This window comes from Tepidimonas taiwanensis, from assembly GCF_020162115.1.
Classification (GTDB): domain Bacteria; phylum Pseudomonadota; class Gammaproteobacteria; order Burkholderiales; family Burkholderiaceae_C; genus Tepidimonas; species Tepidimonas taiwanensis.
Map to the genome: position 1 here is coordinate 2,840,671 of NZ_CP083911.1, position 20,567 is coordinate 2,861,237.

General features: G+C 65.4%; 17 protein-coding genes and 3 pseudogenes. 14 read left to right on the top strand and 6 right to left on the bottom strand.

Going from position 1 to position 20,567, the window contains the following annotated elements; genetic code table 11:
* Positions 1 to 12: 12 nt before the first annotated feature.
* Positions 13 to 1,492: pseudogene (locus tag LCC91_RS13425) on the bottom strand (IS5 family transposase).
* A 125-nt stretch (positions 1,493 to 1,617) separates the two neighbouring features.
* Here LCC91_RS13425 and LCC91_RS13440 point away from each other — a divergent pair.
* From LCC91_RS13440 to LCC91_RS13450, 3 genes and pseudogenes are all read left to right on the top strand, one after another.
* A pseudogene (locus tag LCC91_RS13440) lies at positions 1,618 to 2,088 on the top strand (transposase); the annotation flags it as partial.
* A gap of 150 nt (positions 2,089 to 2,238) precedes the next feature.
* Positions 2,239 to 3,135 (top strand): cation transporter, encoded by an 897-nt coding sequence (locus tag LCC91_RS13445; protein WP_026330414.1) that lies wholly within the window; start codon positions 2,239 to 2,241, stop codon positions 3,133 to 3,135.
* Between the two features lie 256 nt (positions 3,136 to 3,391).
* Complete coding sequence (locus tag LCC91_RS13450; RefSeq protein ID WP_082438493.1) at positions 3,392 to 3,781, top strand: EAL domain-containing protein; 390 nt, start codon at positions 3,392 to 3,394, stop codon at positions 3,779 to 3,781.
* Between the two features lie 199 nt (positions 3,782 to 3,980).
* Here the strand turns inward: LCC91_RS13450 and LCC91_RS13455 are convergent, their stop codons facing one another.
* Genes LCC91_RS13455 through LCC91_RS13465 form a run of 3 tightly spaced genes read right to left on the bottom strand, consistent with a single transcriptional unit; the run spans position 3,981 to position 7,535 of the window.
* Complete coding sequence (locus tag LCC91_RS13455) at positions 3,981 to 5,363, bottom strand: heavy metal sensor histidine kinase (RefSeq protein WP_143898629.1); 1,383 nt, start codon at positions 5,361 to 5,363, stop codon at positions 3,981 to 3,983.
* Positions 5,364 to 6,056, bottom strand: coding sequence for a heavy metal response regulator transcription factor (locus LCC91_RS13460; protein ID WP_143898627.1), 693 nt, complete (start codon positions 6,054 to 6,056; stop codon positions 5,364 to 5,366).
* Positions 6,057 to 7,535 (bottom strand): IS5 family transposase, encoded by a 1,479-nt coding sequence (locus LCC91_RS13465; RefSeq protein WP_390612153.1) that lies wholly within the window; start codon positions 7,533 to 7,535, stop codon positions 6,057 to 6,059. It abuts the gene before it with no gap.
* 293 nt (positions 7,536 to 7,828) lie between these two features.
* Here LCC91_RS13465 and LCC91_RS13470 point away from each other — a divergent pair, with 293 nt between their 5' ends.
* From LCC91_RS13470 to LCC91_RS13495, 6 genes are read left to right on the top strand one after another with little or no spacing between them, the layout of a single operon-like run.
* Positions 7,829 to 9,688 carry a copper resistance system multicopper oxidase gene (locus LCC91_RS13470; RefSeq protein ID WP_143898605.1) on the top strand — a complete coding sequence of 620 codons (1,860 nt, stop codon included), beginning with the start codon at positions 7,829 to 7,831 and terminating at the stop codon, positions 9,686 to 9,688.
* Between the two features lie 23 nt (positions 9,689 to 9,711).
* Positions 9,712 to 10,629, top strand: coding sequence for a copper resistance protein B (locus tag LCC91_RS13475; RefSeq protein ID WP_390612152.1), 918 nt, complete (start codon positions 9,712 to 9,714; stop codon positions 10,627 to 10,629).
* A 54-nt stretch (positions 10,630 to 10,683) separates the two neighbouring features.
* Positions 10,684 to 11,196 (top strand): cupredoxin domain-containing protein, encoded by a 513-nt coding sequence (locus LCC91_RS13480; protein ID WP_026330412.1) that lies wholly within the window; start codon positions 10,684 to 10,686, stop codon positions 11,194 to 11,196.
* A gap of 24 nt (positions 11,197 to 11,220) precedes the next feature.
* Positions 11,221 to 11,703, top strand: a complete 483-nt coding sequence (locus LCC91_RS13485; protein WP_043702089.1) for a DUF411 domain-containing protein — start codon at positions 11,221 to 11,223, stop codon at positions 11,701 to 11,703.
* Between the two features lie 19 nt (positions 11,704 to 11,722).
* The gene (locus tag LCC91_RS13490; RefSeq protein ID WP_019562346.1) at positions 11,723 to 11,977 is read left to right on the top strand and encodes a DUF2933 domain-containing protein; all 255 of its coding nucleotides are present in this window, start codon (positions 11,723 to 11,725) and stop codon (positions 11,975 to 11,977) included.
* Positions 11,978 to 11,981: 4 nt separating this feature from the next.
* The gene (locus tag LCC91_RS13495) at positions 11,982 to 14,339 is read left to right on the top strand and encodes a heavy metal translocating P-type ATPase (protein WP_143898609.1); all 2,358 of its coding nucleotides are present in this window, start codon (positions 11,982 to 11,984) and stop codon (positions 14,337 to 14,339) included.
* A gap of 494 nt (positions 14,340 to 14,833) precedes the next feature.
* Here LCC91_RS13495 and LCC91_RS13500 read toward each other — a convergent pair whose 3' ends face one another.
* Complete coding sequence (locus tag LCC91_RS13500; RefSeq protein WP_143898648.1) at positions 14,834 to 15,865, bottom strand: IS5 family transposase; 1,032 nt, start codon at positions 15,863 to 15,865, stop codon at positions 14,834 to 14,836.
* Between LCC91_RS13500 and LCC91_RS13505 the strand changes: the two genes are divergently transcribed.
* Together LCC91_RS13505 and LCC91_RS13510 are read left to right on the top strand one after the other, a co-directional pair.
* Positions 15,864 to 16,316: a CopK family periplasmic copper-binding protein gene (locus LCC91_RS13505; protein ID WP_224441089.1), complete on the top strand. Its 453-nt coding sequence runs from the start codon at positions 15,864 to 15,866 to the stop codon at positions 16,314 to 16,316. The two genes, LCC91_RS13500 and LCC91_RS13505, sit on opposite strands and share 2 nt — an antisense overlap.
* Before the next feature lie 535 nt (positions 16,317 to 16,851).
* Entirely contained in the window at positions 16,852 to 17,751 is a 900-nt protein-coding gene (locus tag LCC91_RS13510; protein ID WP_201022735.1) for an alpha/beta fold hydrolase, read from the top strand.
* Between the two features lie 39 nt (positions 17,752 to 17,790).
* Here the strand turns inward: LCC91_RS13510 and qhpR are convergent, their stop codons facing one another.
* Positions 17,791 to 18,846, bottom strand: a complete 1,056-nt coding sequence (qhpR, locus tag LCC91_RS13515) for an AraC-like transcriptional regulator QhpR (RefSeq protein WP_143898596.1) — start codon at positions 18,844 to 18,846, stop codon at positions 17,791 to 17,793.
* A gap of 5 nt (positions 18,847 to 18,851) precedes the next feature.
* Between qhpR and LCC91_RS13520 the strand changes: the two are divergent.
* The 3 genes and pseudogenes from LCC91_RS13520 to rpsL form a co-directional block, all read left to right on the top strand.
* Positions 18,852 to 19,037: pseudogene (locus tag LCC91_RS13520) on the top strand (hypothetical protein); the annotation flags it as partial.
* A gap of 10 nt (positions 19,038 to 19,047) precedes the next feature.
* The gene (locus tag LCC91_RS13525; RefSeq protein WP_143898598.1) at positions 19,048 to 19,839 is read left to right on the top strand and encodes an exodeoxyribonuclease III; all 792 of its coding nucleotides are present in this window, start codon (positions 19,048 to 19,050) and stop codon (positions 19,837 to 19,839) included.
* A 188-nt stretch (positions 19,840 to 20,027) separates the two neighbouring features.
* Positions 20,028 to 20,405 carry a 30S ribosomal protein S12 gene (gene rpsL / locus LCC91_RS13530; protein WP_043701114.1) on the top strand — a complete coding sequence of 126 codons (378 nt, stop codon included), beginning with the start codon at positions 20,028 to 20,030 and terminating at the stop codon, positions 20,403 to 20,405.
* The last annotated feature ends 162 nt before the right edge of the window (positions 20,406 to 20,567 follow it).

Consider the following 20,567-nt stretch of genomic DNA (forward strand, 5'->3'; position numbering starts at 1 on the left):
CCCCTGAAAAATTCACCCCACCGCTCGCAGCGTCCCTGGCATGGGGGTGGTGAGCGCGCGCTTTGCCTGCTCGATGGTTTGTAGCAGGCGCAGCAGCAGACGCAAAAGAACCGCCACAAGGGGGCCGATGCCCCGCTTGGCGATCATGCGCAGCAGCCAGCGGATGTTGTAGCCGGCCGCGCACAGCACCGCGTGCAGCCGATCGCCCCGCTCGCCCTTGAGGTGACAGCGATCCATGCGGCAATCGGCCTTCAGGTGCCCGATGATGGGTTCGATGGCCTGGCGGCGCTTGAGCCGGCGCCGATCGGAGCGACTCAGGCACCGCCAGCGCCCGCGGTGCACGATGCGCACCTGTGGGTTGTCGGCCTCCACCCCGCGGTAGCCCAGGTCCACGTACACCTCGGTGGGAGCGACGGCGTTGTCCTGCATCAGGATGGTGGCCTGTTCGAGCTGCGCCCACAGGGTGTGTCCGTCGTAGGGATTGCCGTGAAAGGCGCGCGCACCCACGACCAGGTTGTGCTGCAGGGTGCTGGCCACACCGACCTTCACCCCGAACTCGTAGGGGCTGCGCGCCTTGCCTTTGCTGATGCAATCGACCTCCGGTGCGTGCCAGGCATACAGCTTGGGATGCCCTGCGTTGGCCTTGCGCTGGCGGCTCTGCGCCATGATCTGTTGCGCCTTGGCCAGCGACTCGCCCAGGGCCTCGCGTGCAGCCTGCGTCAGTGCCGTGGCTTTGCGCTCGATCTCGCGCGCCAAGCGTCCCACGATCGTGGCCTGGCGCTCGATGGTGCGGCGCAGCCGCTTGAACTGCCTGGCATGCGCGTAGCCGGCAGCCTTGCGCCGCAGTCGCTGCCCCTCCTTCGCAAAGGTCTGCTTGAGCTGCACCCCGGCGTTCTTGGCCGCCGCCACGAGCTTGACTCGCGCCACCTCCAGCAGCCGGCTGTCGCTGGGGTGGGCGATGGCCTTGTGCTGCACGGTGCTGTCCACCACCAGGTGCTCGAGCGCCTGCGGCTCGATGAGCTCGAGTTCGACCGCCACATTGATCGTCTGCGCCAGCAGCTCCTCCACCCCCTTCTTCCCCGAGCCACTGGCGAAACTTCACCAGCGTCGTGGCATCGCACGGCAGCCGATCCTCGTAGTAGGCACAGCCCGAGAAATACTGCCAGCGGGGCGTGTCTCTCCAGCGCTGCACCACGCCTTCATCGGACTCGTTGAAGGCGTGCTTGAGGTACAGCAGGCTGATCATGATGCGCAGCGGCACGCGCGGCCGCCCCGCGCGGCTGGTGCGCCGGGTGCGCGCGCGCTGCTCACCGAAGAGGTCGATCGCGTCGTCCAGCGCCTCGACAGCCTGGCTGCGGGGTGCGCGCGCCAGGCGCTGCGCGATCGCGTGCTCGAGCCGCTGCCACGGCATGCGCTGTGCCAGCACCGCCAGTGGGTGGCGCACATCGATCATGTGCTCCAGACGCAGCCGGAAAAAATCCTCGCTGTGCATGCACTCGGCCATGGTCAGAACTCCCAGCAACCGCGTCGAGGGTGGCAAAAAGCTGGGAGAAATTGTACCGCAAAACAGCCAAAAACGAACGCTTTATCAACGGGTTAGGAATATTTCAGGGGCGACGTAAGACGCTCAGGCAGCTGCTGTGGGGCATGCGGCGCAACCCCAGCAGCTGGAGCGCCCGCCAGATCCAGGCGATGCACTGGCTGCAGCGCTCGACGCTCAAAAGCGCGCGGGCGTGGCGGCTGAAGATGGCGCTGCGCGAGGTGTACGCGCGGGCCACAGCGCACAACAGCATCGAACAGGCCGCATCCGACCTCAGGGCCTGGCTGAGCTGGGCGCGGCGCTGTCGGCTCGAGCCGTTCAAGAAGCTGGCCGCCACGCTCAAGGAGCGGTTCGACGCGGTGGTGCGCGGCATGGTCGATCACCGCAGCAACGCCTTCGTCGAGGCGATGAACGGGCTGCTGCAGCAGGCCAAGCGCGCCGCGCGCGGCTTCAGGACGAGCCAGAACTTCATCGCCATCGCCTACCTGCGCATGTCCAAGCTCAAGCACCTGCCGGCCAGTCCGTTCGCGCCGGCGATGCCCCAGTGACAGTGTTGCTTTCCACACGAAACGACATGGAGCCGACTTGACTCTATAGTAGCTATAGAGTGTTAAATCTCAAAATACCCTCCGGATGCTTGCTGGTTTCTGCAAGAGCCTCGCCGGATCAGGAACGAGAAGAATCAAGGACCAATGACTATGACTGATGAATGCCAGAAATCCTGCGGATGTGCGTCCGAGCGGAAGGCGGAGTCCATGACGGGTGCCACGCCGACCGGGACGGGAAGGATGAGTCTGTTCTCGGTGCCGAAGATGGACTGCCCTTCGGAGGAGCGCATGATCCGGCTCGCGCTCGAGAATACGAGCGGGCTGGCCGCACTCGAGTTCGATCTTGGCAAGCGCGAGTTGCGTGTTTTTCACGACGGCCCCGTCGAACCCATTGCAAGCAAGCTTGAAAGTCTCGGCTTGGGCGCCCGTCTCATTGCGTCAACTGAATCGAATGGCCCGCACACTGTCGATGGGCAAAGCGACAGCCAGCCGTCCTCCGAGCAAGAGTCTCGCGCTCTCAAATGGTTGCTTGCCATCAACGCCGCCATGTTTGTCGTCGAAGTGACGACCGGGTGGATTGCGCAGTCCACGGGGCTCATGGCTGACTCACTGGACATGTTCGCGGATGCCGCCGTCTACGGGCTCGCGCTCTACGCCGTCGGCCGTCCTACCGGGCACCAGCTGAAGGCGGCGCGGTTGTCAGGCTGGCTGCAACTGTTGCTCGCGCTCGGCGCAATGTCCGAGGTGCTGCGCCGCTTCGTCTTTGGTAGCGAGCCCGAGCCACCGCTCATGATGGGGATCGCGCTCGTTGCGCTCATTGCAAACGTTACCTGCCTTGTCTTGATCTCCAGTCATCGAAAAGGCGGCGCTCACATGAAGGCAAGCTGGATTTTCTCCACGAACGACGTGCTGGCAAACCTGGGGGTGATCGCGGCCGGGGCGTTGGTCGCCTGGACAGGATCGCGTTACCCCGATTTGGTGATTGGCTCGCTCATCGCGCTGCTGGTATTGAACGGTGCGCGGCGCATCCTGCGCCTCGGTGCCTGAAGCAGGCGAGCGCGGGACATGCCGCCCCGGCAATATCAACGACTGAATTCCCGCCCTGGAATTTCACGCTGCGCTGCCCAATCCAATGGCAAGGCTCGCCGGATCAGGCGCTCCAGCACAAGGCCGACTGCCTTTTCCACCACGCACGCCTCGACGATGTCAGGTGCAAGCCGGGTCAGTTGCGCGATCCGACTTGCATGCCCCCGGTCAATGCTCTCGGCTGCCGCGATCTCGGTGATGGAGGGTCACGCGCGCCCTGACCTCGGCCGGGTTTGCGCTGTCCATCGATGATTTCGGCACCGGGTATTCCTCACTGGCTTACCTCAAGCGATTTCCCGTTCATAAACTGAAGATCGACATCTCGTTCGTGCGGGACATGCTGACCGATCGCAACGATCTCGCCATTGTGTCCGCCATCGTTGCCATGGCGAAGAGCCTCGGCCTCAAGACCCTGGCCGAAGGTGTGGAAGAGGCAGCGCAGGCGGAACACTTGCTGGCATTGGGTTGCGACGAAGCACAGGGGTATTACTTCGCCCGTCCGGAGCCGGCCGAGGTTTTCGCGCGCAGGTGGTTGCAAAGCGCATGTCCGAGTCATGATCTCGGTCAGGACGTGGATCGCCAAGAGCAAGGCCACCTCGGTACATGACGGCAAAGCCGCTCCATGGCACCGGGCCCCGGCGCATGATCACGCCCTCGAGTTCTCTCAAACTCTTCGTAGCGTTCACGCTGATCCGTGATCGGGAGCCGTCAGCCCGGTCGGTTCAACAGCGATCGGGGCCATTGCCTCTGCGAAAGCGCACAGACCAAAGGCACTTGGGCTGGCTCGCCCCAACTGCTTCACCTCATCAGGTTCCGCCTGGGAACTCCAGGCAGAACCGGGTCCTGCCCTGCGCGGACGTCACGCTGATCGATCCTCCATGGGTTTGCATAATGGCGCGGGTAATCGCCAATCCCAGCCCTGCGCCGTCGGTTTCCGGATGTGACCGCGATGGGTCGGCCCGGTAAAAGCGATCGAACAGGCGCGGCAAGATCTTCGGCTCGATGTCCTCGCCGGTGTTCTCGACGCTCACCCGGGTGGCTTGGGAAGACTGGCTAATCTCGATCGTGACCTCGCCATGTGGCGGCGTGTGGCGCAGCGCGTTCGAAAGCAGATTGCTCAGGGCACGGCGGAACATCAAGCGATCACCGACGATCTCGCCCTCACCACGCTGAGCCAGTCTGACGCCCTTCTCCTCGGCGACCGCCTCATAGAACTCAATCAGGGCGTGCGTTTCCTCGGCTGCCGAGAAACGTTCCCGGTTCGGCAGCATCATCCCGCGTTCGGCCTTGGCCAGGAACAGCATATCGGACACCATGCGGCCCAGACGCTGCAGTTCCTCGGCATTGGAAGCCAGGATCTCCCGGTAGGTATCGGCATCGCGCCGGGTAGCCAACGCGACCTGGGTCTGGGTCAGCAGGTTGCTCAGGGGGGTGCGCAGCTCATGCGCCAGATTCGACGAGAACTCCGACAGTCGCGTGAACGCGTCTTCCAGCCGGTCCAGCATCTTGTTGAGTTCGTGAGCCAGATCGGCCATTTCGATGGGTACCGCCTCGACGGGCATGCGCTGGTGCAGCCGCTGGCTCGTGAGCGTGGTGGCTCTGGATTTCATGGCACGCAATGGCGCCAGCCCCTTGTACGCGGCAAACCAGCTCAGCAAGCCACAGATGACGATCGTCACGACGGCATAGGTCATCAGGGTGCGCCGCAACTCCAGCATGAACCGTGTGTGATGCGCCGTGTCCATGGCAACGAGGATGTCCAGCCGCGTCGTTGCGTCATAGGCTGGAATAACCCGGACACGCATCCCGCGAAACGCCTGCCCTGCGTCGGCCCAATGGATCAGCGCGTCGTTGCCGTTGCCTTCATCCGCCGGTGACAGTTCGCGCGGGAGGCGAAATCCTTCGGACTGGAAGAGCGTTTCACCTTTCGAATCGTGGACGCTGACGTACAGCCCGTGATGGTGGCTCAATGCCTCACGCAGCAGCCACTTGGCGTCCTCGGTCGAATTGGATCGCGCCAAAATATCCTCGATCAGGTGCTGCTTGTCCTGCAGCGCCATGTGATCCAGCTCGATGAAATGCCGCTCGGATGCAGCGATGACCAACAAGGCCAATCCAAACACCACAGCCCCAGCCGCCAACGTAAAGAAGAGGGTGAGCCGGGTCGTCAGTGACAGGGAGCGAAACATTCAGCGCTCCTCCGGTGCTTCCAATACGTAACCCATGCCACGTACGGTGTGGATCAGCTTGACCTCATGACCCTCATCAATCTTCGCGCGCAAGCGCCGGATGGCCACCTCGATCACATTGGTATCGCTGTCGAAATTCATGTCCCAGACCTGCGAGGCGATCAGCGAGCGGGGCAGAACCTCGCCATGACGGCGCATCAGCAGTTCCAGCAAGCCGAACTCTTTGGCCGTCAGGCTGATTCGTCGCCCGCCGCGTGAAACGCGTCGGCGCAGCAGGTCCAGTTCGAGATCGGCCACGCGCAGCACGGTGCTCTCGTTGCCACTGCGCCCCCGGCGCAGGATCGTGCGCACGCGGGCCAGCAATTCGGCAAAGGAGAAAGGCTTGACCAGATAGTCGTCCGCACCGAGTTCAAGGCCTTTGACCCGGTCTTCCACCTGATCGCGTGCGGTCAGGAACAGCACCGGCATCTGCAGGCCGCGATGGCGCAAGGACTGCAGTACCTGCCAGCCGTCGAGGCCGGGCAGCATCACATCCAGGATGACCAGGTCGTACTCGCCCTGCAAGGCCAGGTGCAGACCATCGGCGCCGTCTTGCGCCAGATCGACCACGAAACCCGCTTCGCTCAAGCCTTGTCGCAGGTAGTCGCCCGTTTTGGGTTCATCTTCAACGATCAGTAGTTGCCCCTGAAAAATTCACCCCACCGCTCGCAGCGTCCCTGGCATGGGGGTGGTGAGCGCGCGCTTTGCCTGCTCGATGGTTTGTAGCAGGCGCAGCAGCAGACGCAAAAGAACCGCCACAAGGGGGCCGATGCCCCGCTTGGCGATCATGCGCAGCAGCCAGCGGATGTTGTAGCCGGCCGCGCACAGCACCGCGTGCAGCCGATCGCCCCGCTCGCCCTTGAGGTGACAGCGATCCATGCGGCAATCGGCCTTCAGGTGCCCGATGATGGGTTCGATGGCCTGGCGGCGCTTGAGCCGGCGCCGATCGGAGCGACTCAGGCACCGCCAGCGCCCGCGGTGCACGATGCGCACCTGTGGGTTGTCGGCCTCCACCCCGCGGTAGCCCAGGTCCACGTACACCTCGGTGGGAGCGACGGCGTTGTCCTGCATCAGGATGGTGGCCTGTTCGAGCTGCGCCCACAGGGTGTGTCCGTCGTAGGGATTGCCGTGAAAGGCGCGCGCACCCACGACCAGGTTGTGCTGCAGGGTGCTGGCCACACCGACCTTCACCCCGAACTCGTAGGGGCTGCGCGCCTTGCCTTTGCTGATGCAATCGACCTCCGGTGCGTGCCAGGCATACAGCTTGGGATGCCCTGCGTTGGCCTTGCGCTGGCGGCTCTGCGCCATGATCTGTTGCGCCTTGGCCAGCGACTCGCCCAGGGCCTCGCGTGCAGCCTGCGTCAGTGCCGTGGCTTTGCGCTCGATCTCGCGCGCCAAGCGTCCCACGATCGTGGCCTGGCGCTCGATGGTGCGGCGCAGCCGCTTGAACTGCCTGGCATGCGCGTAGCCGGCAGCCTTGCGCCGCAGTCGCTGCCCCTCCTTCGCAAAGGTCTGCTTGAGCTGCACCCCGGCGTTCTTGGCCGCCGCCACGAGCTTGACTCGCGCCACCTCCAGCAGCCGGCTGTCGCTGGGGTGGGCGATGGCCTTGTGCTGCACGGTGCTGTCCACCACCAGGTGCTCGAGCGCCTGCGGCTCGATGAGCTCGAGTTCGACCGCCACATTGATCGTCTGCGCCAGCAGCTCCTCCACCCCTTCTTCCCCGAGCCACTGGCGAAACTTCACCAGCGTCGTGGCATCGCACGGCAGCCGATCCTCGTAGTAGGCACAGCCCGAGAAATACTGCCAGCGGGGCGTGTCTCTCCAGCGCTGCACCACGCCTTCATCGGACTCGTTGAAGGCGTGCTTGAGGTACAGCAGGCTGATCATGATGCGCAGCGGCACGCGCGGCCGCCCCGCGCGGCTGGTGCGCCGGGTGCGCGCGCGCTGCTCACCGAAGAGGTCGATCGCGTCGTCCAGCGCCTCGACAGCCTGGCTGCGGGGTGCGCGCGCCAGGCGCTGCGCGATCGCGTGCTCGAGCCGCTGCCACGGCATGCGCTGTGCCAGCACCGCCAGTGGGTGGCGCACATCGATCATGTGCTCCAGACGCAGCCGGAAAAAATCCTCGCTGTGCATGCACTCGGCCATGGTCAGAACTCCCAGCAACCGCGTCGAGGGTGGCAAAAAGCTGGGAGAAATTGTACCGCAAAACAGCCAAAAACGAACGCTTTATCAACGGGTTAGGAATATTTCAGGGGCGACTCAGTATCTTCATGAGGGTGCTCGGCCATATCGAATAGCCGCTAGTGTGACGATTTTGGGTGCACCTGACATGAAGATAACAAACATGTAATCTAACGAACAGCATCCTGACAGGGTGGCTCCATAGCATCTCACCCACGACTTCAGTAACTCATCGCGAGAAGCCCATGTCATCTTTGAGTCCGTTTCATTTGCCATTGCCGTTGATGCCCTCGCGGCGGCGTTTCGTGCGCGGCTTGGTCGCCGGCGGCGTGATGGTCGGCCTGTCACCCTGGGTGCGTGCTGCGGCACAGGGGCTGGCCGACACGCGCACGGGTGCAGCGCCCGTGCTCAGCGGCACGAATATTGACCTGGTGGTCGCCGAATCGCCGGTCAACTTCACCGGCACACCAAGGATGGCGACCACCATCAACGGCTCCATCCCGGCGCCAACGCTCAAACTTCGGGAAGGCGACACGGTCACCATCCGCGTCACCAACCGCCTGCGCGAGGCCACCTCGATCCACTGGCACGGGATCATCCTGCCCTACCAGATGGACGGGGTGCCTGGGGTCAGTTTCCCGGGCATCGCCCCTGGCGAAACCTTCACCTACCAGTTTCGCCTCGAACAAACCGGCACCTACTGGTATCACTCGCACTCCGGCACGCAGGAGCAGACCGGCATGTACGGGGCCTTGATCGTCGAGCCGCGTGAGGCAGACCCCATCCGCGCCGACCGCGACCATGTCGTGCTGCTGTCCGACTGGACCGACGAAGACCCCATGCGGGTGCTCGCCAAGCTCAAGGCGCAAAGCGACTACTACAACTTCAATCAGCCGACGGCGATCGATTTTTTCCGTGACGTGGCCGACATGGGGCTCTCCCGCGCACTGGACAAACGTGCGATGTGGAACCACATGCGGATGAACCCGACCGACCTGGCCGATCTCTCGGGGGCGACATTGACCTACCTGATGAACGGCGTCACCCCTGCCGGCAATTGGACTGGCCTGTTTCGGCCGGGCGAGCGCGTGCGTCTGCGGTTCATCAACGGCGCGGCCAACACCTTCTACGACGTGCGCATCCCGGGGCTCAAGATGACGGTGGTGCAAAGCGACGGGCAGAACGTCGAGCCCGTCACCGTCGATGAGTTCCGCTTCGGGCCGGGCGAGACCTACGACGTGATCGTCACGCCCCGAGAGGACGCCTACACGATCTTCGCGCAATCGATGGATCGAACCGGCTTCGCCCGCGGCACGCTCGCGGTGCGCGAGGGCTTGAACGCCGCCGTGCCTGCTCTCGATCCCGTCGAATGGCTCACCATGGCCGACATGATGGGCGCGATGGACCACGGCGCGATGGGGCATGGCGGCTCGGCCATGGGCGCGATGGACCACGGCGCGATGGGCCACGACATGCCGGGCATGAAGCACGACATGTCCGGCATGAACCATGGCGCGATGGCCATGGATCACGGCCAGCACGCGATGCATGGCATGACCGGCGGCGCGATGGCCAAGCCCAGCGCCACGGTCCGTCACGCACGCACGGAATACGGCCCAAGCACGGATATGCGGGTGGACATGCCGCGCACCAATCTTGACGATCCGGGCATTGGCCTGCGCAACAACGGCCGGCGCGTGCTGACGCTGGCGGATCTCAGGACGATCGGTGGTCCTCTCGACCCACGCGGGGCCGAGCGCGAGATCGAGCTGCACCTCACCGGCAACATGGAGCGCTATGCCTGGTCGCTCGACGGCCTCGAGTTCGGCAAGAGCACGCCGGTGCATCTGAAGTATGGCGAGCGGGTGCGCATCATCCTGCACAACGACACGATGATGACCCACCCGATGCATTTGCATGGGCTGTGGAGCGAGGTGGAAACACCCGACGGGCAGTTCCTGGTGCGTCGCCACACCATCCCGGTGCAGCCCGCGCAGCGCGTCAGCTTCCTCGTGACCGCCGACGCCCTGGGGCGTTGGGCCTGGCACTGCCACCTGATGTTGCACATGGACATGGGCATGTTCCGTGTGGTGGTCGTGTCATGAAACTCATCCCAAGTAGATTCGCCATGAAACCCTGCTCTCTCTTCACGGCGGCGCTGGTGCTGCTCGGTGCGGCGCCCGTCTGGGCGCAAACACCGACGGAAGGCGGCGCCCATGCTGCGCACTCGGGCGCGGCTGCCGCCCCAACGCGCGCCCCATCGTCCGCGAACGCCACCATGGACCACGGCAGCATGCGCATGCAAGGCGGAGCCGCCCCCGCCGATGCCCGCGATCCGCACGCGTATGCCAATGGCTTGACCTTGGAGTCGGGCCCGTACGCATTTCCTGGGCCACGGCAACTGCGGCTGTCCGATGAACATGCGTTTGGCAGCGTGCTCCTCGATCGCCTGGAGCGCGTCGACACGAAGGACGGCAACGCCACCGCCTATGAGGCGCAAGCCTGGTTCGGCGGCACCTACGACCGCCTGGTCCTCAAGGCCGAGGGTGACGTCGCCAAAGGCAAACTGGAGGAGGCACGCACGGAGGTCCTGTGGGGCCATGCGATCGCCTCGTACTGGGACACCCAACTCGGGGTGCGGCTGGACAGCGGCACGGGGCCTGACCGGACTTGGCTCGCTGTGGGCATCCAAGGGCTCGCCCCGTACTGGTTCGACGTCGATGCCACCGCCTACGTCGGCAGCTCGGGACGCACGGCACTGCGCCTGTCGGGCGAGTACGAACTCCTGCTCACCCAGCGCCTGATTCTGCAGCCCCGCATGGAAGTCAATCTGTATGGCCGGCGCGATGAAGCGCGTGGCCTGGGCAGCGGGCTGGCCGATGCCACCATAGGGCTGCGCCTGCGTTACGAATTCTCGCGCCAGTTCGCGCCCTACGTCGGCGTCGAATGGGCTCGCAAGTTCGGACAGACCGCCGATTTTGCGCGCGCCGAAGGACAGCGTACCCGGGAAACGCGTTATGTGGCGGGTGTGCGGCTGTGGTTCTAGAAGCCGCCACGCGCAACTCCGATCTTATTCACCAACCCTAAGGAGAAACCGATGATGAAGAAAACCTTGAGCGTTTTGGCGCTGAGCGCGTTGCCTGTGTTGGCGCTGGCCGCCGGCAATCATCAGGGCGGCCATGGCATGGCCGGGCACGACATGCAAGGCATGCACGGTTCGATGCACGGTGGCGCATCACACTCCAACGTCGGCAAACCAGGCGATCCCGCCAAGGTCGACCGCACCATCGAGGTGGTCATGGACGACTCGATGCGGTTCACGCCCGCCACCATCACGGTCAAAAAGGGCGAGACGATCCGCTTCTTTGTCAAAAACGCGGGCAAGGTGCCGCATGAAATGGTGGTCGGCTCCTTGCAGGAGCTCAAAGAACACGCTGAGATGATGCGCAAGATGCCCCAGATGCAGCATGCCGAGCCGAACATGGTGACGCTCCAGCCTGGCCAGCGCGGCGGGCTGGTTTGGCAGTTCGATCAGCCCGGTACGGTGGACTTCGCCTGCCTCATCCCCGGCCATATGGAAGCGGGCATGGTGGGCAAGATCGTCGTCGAATAAGCAGCGTCACCGGGGGTCCTTGTCATGCACCAAACCGTTGATCAACCGTTCCCCCGGCGGCGCAGGCTGCTGCTGGCGGTGCTTGCGCTGAGTCTTCCCTCCCTGGCACCAGCCGCCGCACCGCAGACGCTTGCCGTGCAGGTGTGGAAGGACCCGAACTGTGGGTGTTGCAAGGACTGGATTGCCCACCTGGAGAAAAGCGGATTCCGCGTGAATGCCGTCGACCAGGGCAACGGCGCGGCCCGCGCTCGCCTCGGGATGCCGCAGAAATTCGGTTCCTGCCATACGGCCCTGATCCAGGGCTATGTGATCGAAGGCCACGTACCCGCCACGGACATCCAGCGGCTGCTCAAGGAAAAGCCCCAAGCCCTGGGCTTGGCGGTGCCGGGCATGCCCATTGGTTCACCCGGCATGGACGGGCCGGTGTATGGCGGCCGACGTGATGCCTACCAGGTCTTGCTGGTTGGGAAAGACGGGTCGGCACAAGTGTTCAGTTCCCATCCATGAAGAAACCCCTCACCCGGCGATGAGCGCGACGCATCATGATCACCACCCCGACACGCGTGGCTCGTCCGGCCTGAGCCGGCGTGTCAGGATCGCGTTGCTGATGGTTGCCCTCATCGGCGGCTTCTATCTGCTGCGCGAGCACTGGATCCATGTCGCAGGCAATTGGGTGTACCTGTTGCTGCTGGCGTGCCCGCTGATGCACCTGCTGCATGGCCACGGTGGCGATGGCGGGCATGGTGCGCCGCCCGACAAACCCGCCAACAGGGAGGCGTGAAGTCATGGACCTGCGATCAGACCACGAACACCGCCGACACGCCCACGACCACCCGAGCGCACTGCAGTGGGCCGAAGGTCTGAAGGACCCTGTCTGCGGCATGGACGTGACCGCGCAGTCCGAGCACCACGTCGAGCACGCAGGCCGACTCTTTTACTTCTGCAGCGCCAAGTGCCGGGCGAAGTTCGTCGCCGAACCGGCGCGCTATGCCCACAGCGGCCACGCGCCTTCGTCTGTCGAAGCGCCGGCGCTGGCGGCAGGCACGATCTACACCTGCCCCATGCACCCCGAGATCCGGCAGGATCACCCCGGCTATTGTCCGAAGTGCGGCATGGCGCTGGAGCCGGTGCTGCCCGATCTCCAAGAAGAAGAGAGTCCCGAGCTGCGCGATTTCCAGCGCCGCTTCTGGTACACCCTGCCGCTGACCGTCATGGTCACTGTGCTGGCCATGTTCGGCCACCAGTTGCATTGGTTCGAGGCGCGCACACAGACCTGGATCGAACTCGTTTTGTCCCTGCCCATCGTCCTGTGGGCGGGCTGGCCGTTCTTCGTGCGCGGCTGGCAGTCCGTGGTCCATCGCAGCCCGAACATGTGGACCCTGATCGCGCTGGGCACCGGGGCGGCGTTCGTCTACAGCGTGGCGGCGACCGTGGCCCCACAACTGTTCCCGGACTCGTTCGTGTCCATGGGACGGGTCGCGGTGTACTTCGAGGCGGCGGCGGTGATCATTTCCCTGACCCTGCTGGGGCAGGTACTGGAACTCAAGGCGCGTTCGCAGACCTCGGCCGCCATCAAGTCCTTGCTCGGACTGACCCCCAAGACCGCCCGGCGCCTTCGCGACGATGGCACGGAAGAGGACGTGCCCCTGACGCACATCCATGTCGGCGATCGGCTGCGCATTCGACCCGGCGAAAAGGTTCCGGTAGATGGTACGGTAATCGAGGGCAGCAGCGCTGTGGACGAATCGATGCTGACGGGGGAGTCCCTGCCCGTGACCAAGCGGGTGGGCGACAAGGTCATCGGTGCGACGCTCAATACCAGTGGCGCGCTCGTCATGGTCGCCGAACGTGTCGGCTCGGCGACCATGCTGTCCCAGATTGTGCAGATGGTGGCGCAGGCGCAGCGGTCCAAGGCGCCGATGCAGCGCATGGCCGATGTCGTGGCGGGCTATTTCGTGGTCGCGACGGTGTCCATCGCCGTGCTGACCTTTTTTGCCTGGGGCCTGTTCGGGCCGGAACCGCGTTGGGTTTTTGGCCTCATCAACGCCGTGGCTGTGCTGATCATCGCCTGCCCCTGCGCGCTGGGCTTGGCCACGCCCATGTCGATCATGGTGGCGACCGGGCGAGGGGCTACGCAGGGGGTGCTGTTTCGCGATGCCGCCGCGATCGAGAAAATGCGCCAGGTCGATACCCTGATCGTCGACAAGACCGGCACATTGACCGAGGGCCGGCCGCGCTATCAGACGACGATCGCAGCCGAAGGCTTCACCGCCGGCGAAGCCTTGCGACTGGCTGCCAGCCTCGACCAGGGCAGCGAGCACCCGCTGGCGGAAGCCATCGTCACGGCGGCGCGCGAGCAGGGCCTGGTGCTCTCACGCGCCGAGGAGTTCGACTCGCACTCAGGCATCGGCGTGCGCGGGCGCGTCGATGGACATGCCGTGGCACTGGGCAACACCGCGCTGATGGAACAGCTCGGTGTGGACGTGCGGCCATTGGCCGAGCGGGCGGAGGCGCTGCGCGGTGAGGGTGCCAGCGTGATGCATCTGGCCGTCGATGGCGTGCTCGCCGCAGTCCTGGCCGTCGCCGACCCGGTGAAGAAGACCACACCGCAAGCGCTGGCGTCGTTGCGCGCGGAGGGCTTGCGCGTCGTCATGGCCACGGGCGACGGTCTGACCACGGCCAAGGCCGTGGCGGCGCGCTTGGGCATCGATGAGGTGCATGGCGAGGTCAAGCCCGCCGACAAACTGCAACTGGTGGAGCGGCTGCAGCGCGAGGGGCGTATCGTTGCGATGGCTGGTGACGGCATCAATGATGCCCCGGCCTTGGCAAAGGCCGACGTCGGTATCGCCATGGGCACCGGCACCGACGTGGCGATGAACAGCGCACAGATCACGCTCGTCAAGGGTGACCTGCGCGGTATTGCGGTGGCGCGCGCCTTGTCAGTGGCCACGGTCCGCAACATGAAGCAGAACCTGATGTTCGCCTTTCTCTACAACGCACTGGGCATTCCCATTGCGGCCGGCGTGCTGTATCCGCTCACCGGTTGGCTGCTTTCACCGTTGATCGCCGCCCTGGCGATGAGTTTCAGCTCCGCATCGGTGATCGGCAATGCGCTGCGTTTGCGCGGCGTCCGTCTTGTCTGAACACGAGGATCGTCGCGCGTGCCGTGGTGGGTGCTGGTTGCACTCCCAGATCGCTGGGTCTGTCGTATCGGTTGCCACCCGACGTTGGACACCTGATCCCTATCGAGGCCTGGAATGCTCTCGACCACGGCACCTGAGCCGCCTCACACCGATACCGCACTTGGCGCCCAGTCGGCATCGCCATAAGCACTTGCACCGATGTGGCGATGAGTCCGCGCCCCGCCTCGGTGAGCAGGAATGCATTGAGATTGGCACACGATTAATCCCGATCCCATCCCGAATGGATCTGATATATACGTAACGGCCGTCTCATCTTCCCGTCAGCGGTGACTTCGCAGAATACATACTGAAGACCGTTGCACAACCCCGCCGAGCGGGGGCTTCCTCTCCTTTTCGTCGCCTGGATGCCTCTTTTTTGAGCAGCTTGCGCGGTGTTTTCCCTGTTTGCCCCACCCCAGGCGGGGCTCTGTTGGGCCTTTCGCCCGCTTCTGCCCTCACGCGGGCGCACTGGCCCCCTGTGTCTGCAGCCGCATGAGCTTGCGGTGAGCTTTGAGCAGGTTGAAGCCGATCGCTGCCCAGCACATCTGCGCCTGCACCTTCGCCCGCCCGAAGTAGCGCGCACGATCCAGATGGAAGCGCCGCTTCATCGTGCCGAAGCACTGCTCGACCTTGTAGCGCACAGTGCCGATCAGGCGGTTCAAGGCTTTGAGCACCGCATCGAGCGGGTGCCCCCGCGTGGCCTTGTGCTGGATGAAGTCAGTGATACCACGCTCACGCAGATACTGCCGGTTGGCAGCACTCGCGTAGCCTTTATCGGCAAGCACCCCATCGGGCGTGGCGCCAGTGGCGGCGATGTGGGCTTCGATGATTTGGGGCAGCTTGTTCACTTCGGCCTCGTTGGCCGGGTGGACTTCGACGTGTTGCACATAGCCGTCTTCGGTGTCCGTGGTGGCGTAGCCACGGTAGCCGTGATAGGACTGCTTGCCTTTCTTGAGCCAGCGCGCATCCGCATCGGCGCTGGTCGTGATTTGTGGTTCCTCTTCGCTGACCTCGATGGTCACGCGCGGACGGGCAGCACTTTCGATGATGGTGGCATCCACGATCGCGCCCGTGCTGCCCTGGACCTTGACGCCGATGGCTTCGAGCTGGCGGTTGATGCTGCAAAGCAGCCGCTGATCGAGCTTGGCTTGCACCAAGCGGTTGCGAAAGCGACAGATGGTGCTGGCATCGGGCATCTCCCCGGCCGAGGGGTCGAAGCCACAGAAGACCATGAAGTCGATGCGTACCTTGAGCGCCCGCTCCAGTTCCGCATCCGACAGCCCATGCCACTGACCCAAGAGCATGAGCTTGAACATCGACAGCGGCGCATACGGCTCGGGGCCGCCACCGCGGGTGAGCTCGCGCCGGTACAGGCCCTTGAGCTGCGCGCCGATCGCCTTCCAATCGATGAGCTGGTGCAGCTTGTAGGTCGGCGTGTCTTCGATCAGGGGGCGTGCGCCCAGCAGGAAGAAGCTCTCGGTGGTCATGCTCTGGCGGCAGCGGCTGTCCGATACCGGTATTGGACATCACCCTGCACGCGCAGCCATCGGGGGATGTACCAGTTATGCAACGGTCTCTACTGTGCAGTCGCACAAGGCATTGACAGAAATGCCTTCACGTTTGATTGAAAGGAGTGTAGAGATGAAAGCCAGGATTACCGCTGTTGTCGCCGCCACCGTGCTGAGCGCCATCGTAACCCCATCGTTCGCTGGTCACGCGGCAGCGGCCAGCGCCAAGAAAATGTTCCTCCTCAAGGACGGTGGAACCCTGTATGTATTCGAGGACGGCAAGATGGCGCTGGAAGACAAGTTCGGACGGGCTATCCACCTGAAAGAGGGGCAATCGCTCGAAACGGTCGATGGCCAGAAGATTACAGCCAACGGCAACGAGGTCGCTCGACTCGATGGTCTTCTCCGTCAGGGTCATTCCGGCGGTTGACTACTCGATTCAATTCGTGAACTGCACGCCAGCGGATGTCGGGCCAACTCGTTGACCAACACGCGCTGGCGGGCCATCGGTCATAGCTGGGGCTAACCACTCGATGGTAGGCTGCGACGCTACCGGTCAATCGGCGCCGCACAAGGTGAGAGTCCGCCCTGCACTGACTGACCGGCGTTCATTGCCGAGGCCATTGCGTCCACAACAACCCGCAGGATTGCCCGGGATTGCTCAATCGTTGAGAGAGTGGGTTGGATTCCGGTCGCGTCTGCACCACCAGTCATCGCGCCCAGCCGTCGTGCTGGGCGTTTTCGTTTCTGGGCAAGAAGCGGTCCGGTCATCCGGCACGGGCTGCCCAAAAGGGTCGGTGTGACCGGCGGGGCGGCAGGATCCCCATCGACGTCGGGGTGCGAGAGACGCTCCCGACGGGAGATTGGCGTAGCGCGTCAACGGGATGGCGCCGGGGGCCATGGCGGCAAGCGGACCGGCGTACCACAGTGCGGTCCTCTCGACACACGAACGGATGGACACGCCCATGAACACCTGGAACCGCTGGATGCTCGGTGCCTTGGTCGCCGCCAGCCCCGTCGTCGCCACGCCGGCCGGCGTGTCGTCGGCACCGCCCGCGACGACGCGTTACCTGACCCTCGGCGAAGGTCGCCTGGCGTACGACGACACGGGCGGCTCGGGCCCGCTGGTCGTGGCGATCCCCGGGATGGGAGACTTGCGTTCGGAGTACCGCGCGCTGCGGCCGCTGCTGTGGCAGGCGGGGTATCGCGTCGTGACCCTCGACGTGCGGGGCCACGGGGAGACGTCGGCGCGTTGGAGCGACTACTCGGCGCACGCCGTCGGCCGCGATGCGCTGGCCCTGATCGAGCACCTGGGCGCAGGGCCCGCGGTGATTCTGGGCAACTCGTTTGCGGCGGGGTCGGCACTGTGGGCCGCTCACGACGCGCCGGACCGGGTGCGCGGTGTCGTGCTGTTGGGGCCGATCGTGCGCGATGGTCCGCCGTCCTGGCTGGCGCGCATGGCCGTGGCCGTTGGCTTCGGCGGTCCGTGGCGGGTGGCGTTCTGGATGGCGTATTGGAACAGCCTGTTCCCCGCGCGCCAACCGGCGGACCACGCCGCGGCCAAGGCAGCGCTGGCGGCCAACCTGCGCGAGCCGGGCCGCATGGAGGCGCTGCGCACGATGGTCGGTTTGTCCAAGGCCGACACCGAGGCCATCGTCGCCCGCGGCCGCGTGCCGGCGCTGGTGGTGATGGGGTCGCGCGATCCGGACTTCCCGGATGCCGTGGCCGAGGCGCACTGGTTGGGCGCGGTGCTGGGCACCGACCCGGTGATCGTCGACGGTGCCGGGCATTACCCCCACTTGGAGATGCCCGAGCGCGTGGCCCCGCCGCTGCTGGCGTTCCTCTCGCGCGTGTGCGCGCCGTGAGCGCGGGATGCGTTTTGGATGCGAGCGCCCGTGCAGCCCTCAGTGTCGCCTGCGCCGCGCGGCCGACGGGGTCATGCCGGTCCAGCGCTTGAAGGCGCGGTGGAACGCGCTGGGCTCCGAAAAACCCAGCAGGTAGGCCACCTCGCCCAGCGCCAGCCGTTCATCGGCGAGGTAGCGCAGGGCGAGCTCGTGGCGCACCTGGTCCACCAGTTGGGCGTAGGGCGTGCCCTCGGCGTGCAGGTGCCGCTGCAAACTGCGCTCACTGCGGTGCAGGTGCCGCGCCACCTGCGCGAGGGTCGGTGGCCCATCGGCCATGTGCTCGGTCAACAGGCGGCGCACCTGTGCGGTCAGCGTCTCGGCCGCGGACGGGAGGGTTGCCAACCGCTGTTCGGCGTGGGCCGTGACGATGCGCGACAGTCCCGGGTCGGCGGCCGGCACCGGGCGGTCGAGCATCGCGGCCGACAACACCAGACACGATGCCGGCGCATCAAACCGCGGCACGACGCCCAACATGGCCCGGTAAGCCTCGGCGTGCCCGGGGTTGGGATGCGCGAAGTCGACCGCGAGCGCCTGCACCGGTTCGCCACAGAGCTGCGACGCCACCACCACCAGCGAGGCGAGGGTGAACTCCGCCGCGTGCCGGCACGGCCGCCGCGCGGTGTCCGCAAAGCGATGGGTGATGCGTACGGTAGGGCCGTCGATCGATACCTCGAACGTCGCCAGGTCGTGCATCAGGCGGTTGTAGCGCGCGAGGCGCTGCAGCGCGGCGCGCAGGTCGGGTGCTGTGCGCACGGCATAGTCCAACACGTCGAAACCCCCGGGGCGGATCGTTGTCGCGGTGCGCAGGCCAAACAGCGGGTCATGCGCCCACTCGGCCGCCAGGTTCCACAGCCGCTCCTCGACGGAGAGCGGCATGCGTGCCTCCACGTCCGCGAGCCACGCGGGGTCAAAGCCCGATGCGGCCATCAGCCGATGCGCATCGACGCCGCGCGCCGTCGCGGCCTGCACGATCAGCGCGCCGATGCGGGCCGAGACCCGGGGGTTGTCGGCACGAGGGCGCCCGGCGCGGGATCGGTTCGACAACGCGGCATTCATGCGTCATCATCGTAACCGCAGGACACCAAGACCGAAGCGGCACGCCGTGCACAGCGTGGATGAACGGCATCACGACGCGCCCGCATCGGACGGGCCAGCCGTACCGGTGGCACGTCAACGACGGCGAGGAGGTGTTTGCCGTGCTCGGCGGCGAGGTGGAGATGCGCTACCGGCAGGACGGGCGGGAGTACCATCGCGCCCATGCTCACCGTCACCACCCTCAACCTCAACGGCATCCGCTCGGCCGCCAGCAAGGGGCTGGCGGACTGGGTGGCTGCCGCCGCCCCCGATCTGCTGTGCGTGCAGGAGCTCAAGGCGCAGCCGCAGGACCTGGCCGGGCGCTTCGACACGCTGGCCGGGTTGCGCGGCCATTTTCACTGCGCGGCGCGCAAAGGCTACTCGGGCGTCGGGATCTACAGCCGGCACGAGCCGAGCGACGTCGTCGTCGGCATCGGCGTGCCCGAGTTCGACGACGAGGGGCGTTACGTCGAGCTGCGCTTCGACACGCCCGCGCACAAGCGCAGCGTGGTGAGCGTCTATTTCCCGAGCGGCTCCTCCGGCGACGAACGGCAGCAGGCGAAGTTTCGCTTTCTGGACGAGATCGCGCCGCAGCTGGCGCGGCTGGCCGCGACGCGCGAGTGCCTGGTGTGTGGCGACATCAACATCGCGCACACCGAGCGGGACCTGAAAAACTGGCGCAGCAACCAGAAAAACAGCGGCTTTCTGCCCGAGGAACGGGCGTGGATGACGCGGCTGCTCGCCGACGGGGCCTGGGTCGACGTGTACCGCCGCCTGTACCCGGATGCCGGCGAGGAGGGCTACACGTGGTGGAGCAACCGCGGTCAGGCGTGGGCGAAGAACGTCGGCTGGCGCATCGACTACCACCTGGCCACGCCGGGCTGGGCCGCGGCGGCGCGCGACGCCACCATCTACAAGGCGCAGCGCTTCAGCGACCACGCGCCGTTGACGGTGACGTACGCGCTCGGGCTGTGACGCCGCTGGCCCGGCGGGTCAAGGCGCCGCTGGTGCTCCCTGAACCCAGCGGGCGGGGCGCGCGCGACCGTGTGCGCCGGTGGTAGGCCCGTGGTGGGCTTGCAGTCCGCTGGGCCTCGTGATACAGTTGAGGGCTTTTCGGGCTCGACCCGAAAGGGTGAGCTCTTCTTCTCACGTTTAGGGACGTTATGCCAACCATCAACCAACTCGTGCGCCACGGGCGGACGGCCGAAAAGGCCAAGTCCAAGAGCCCGGCGATGCAAAACTGCCCCCAGCGCCGGGGCGTGTGCACCCGCGTCTACACCACGACGCCGAAGAAGCCGAACTCCGCGCTGCGCAAGGTCGCCAAGGTGCGCCTGACCAACGGCTTCGAGGTCATCTCCTACATCGGCGGTGAAGGCCATAACCTGCAGGAGCACTCGGTGGTGCTCGTGCGCGGCGGTCGTGTGAAGGACCTGCCGGGTGTGCGTTACCACATCGTGCGTGGTTCGCTGGACCTGCAGGGCGTCAAAGACCGCAAGCAGGCGCGCTCCAAGTACGGCGCGAAGCGGCCCAAGAAGGCCTGATCGGCGGTGGTGCCGCTGCACGCGTGTGTGGCCGTCATGCGGCTGTCACGCATCGGTGTCGAAATGCCTGGCTGGCGGGTGTTTCGGCAGTGTGACCCCGGTGCGCCGGAGGTCGAGTAAGTGAGGGTCCCGTGTCGGCCCTCGAGGCACCCCGGGTGCCAA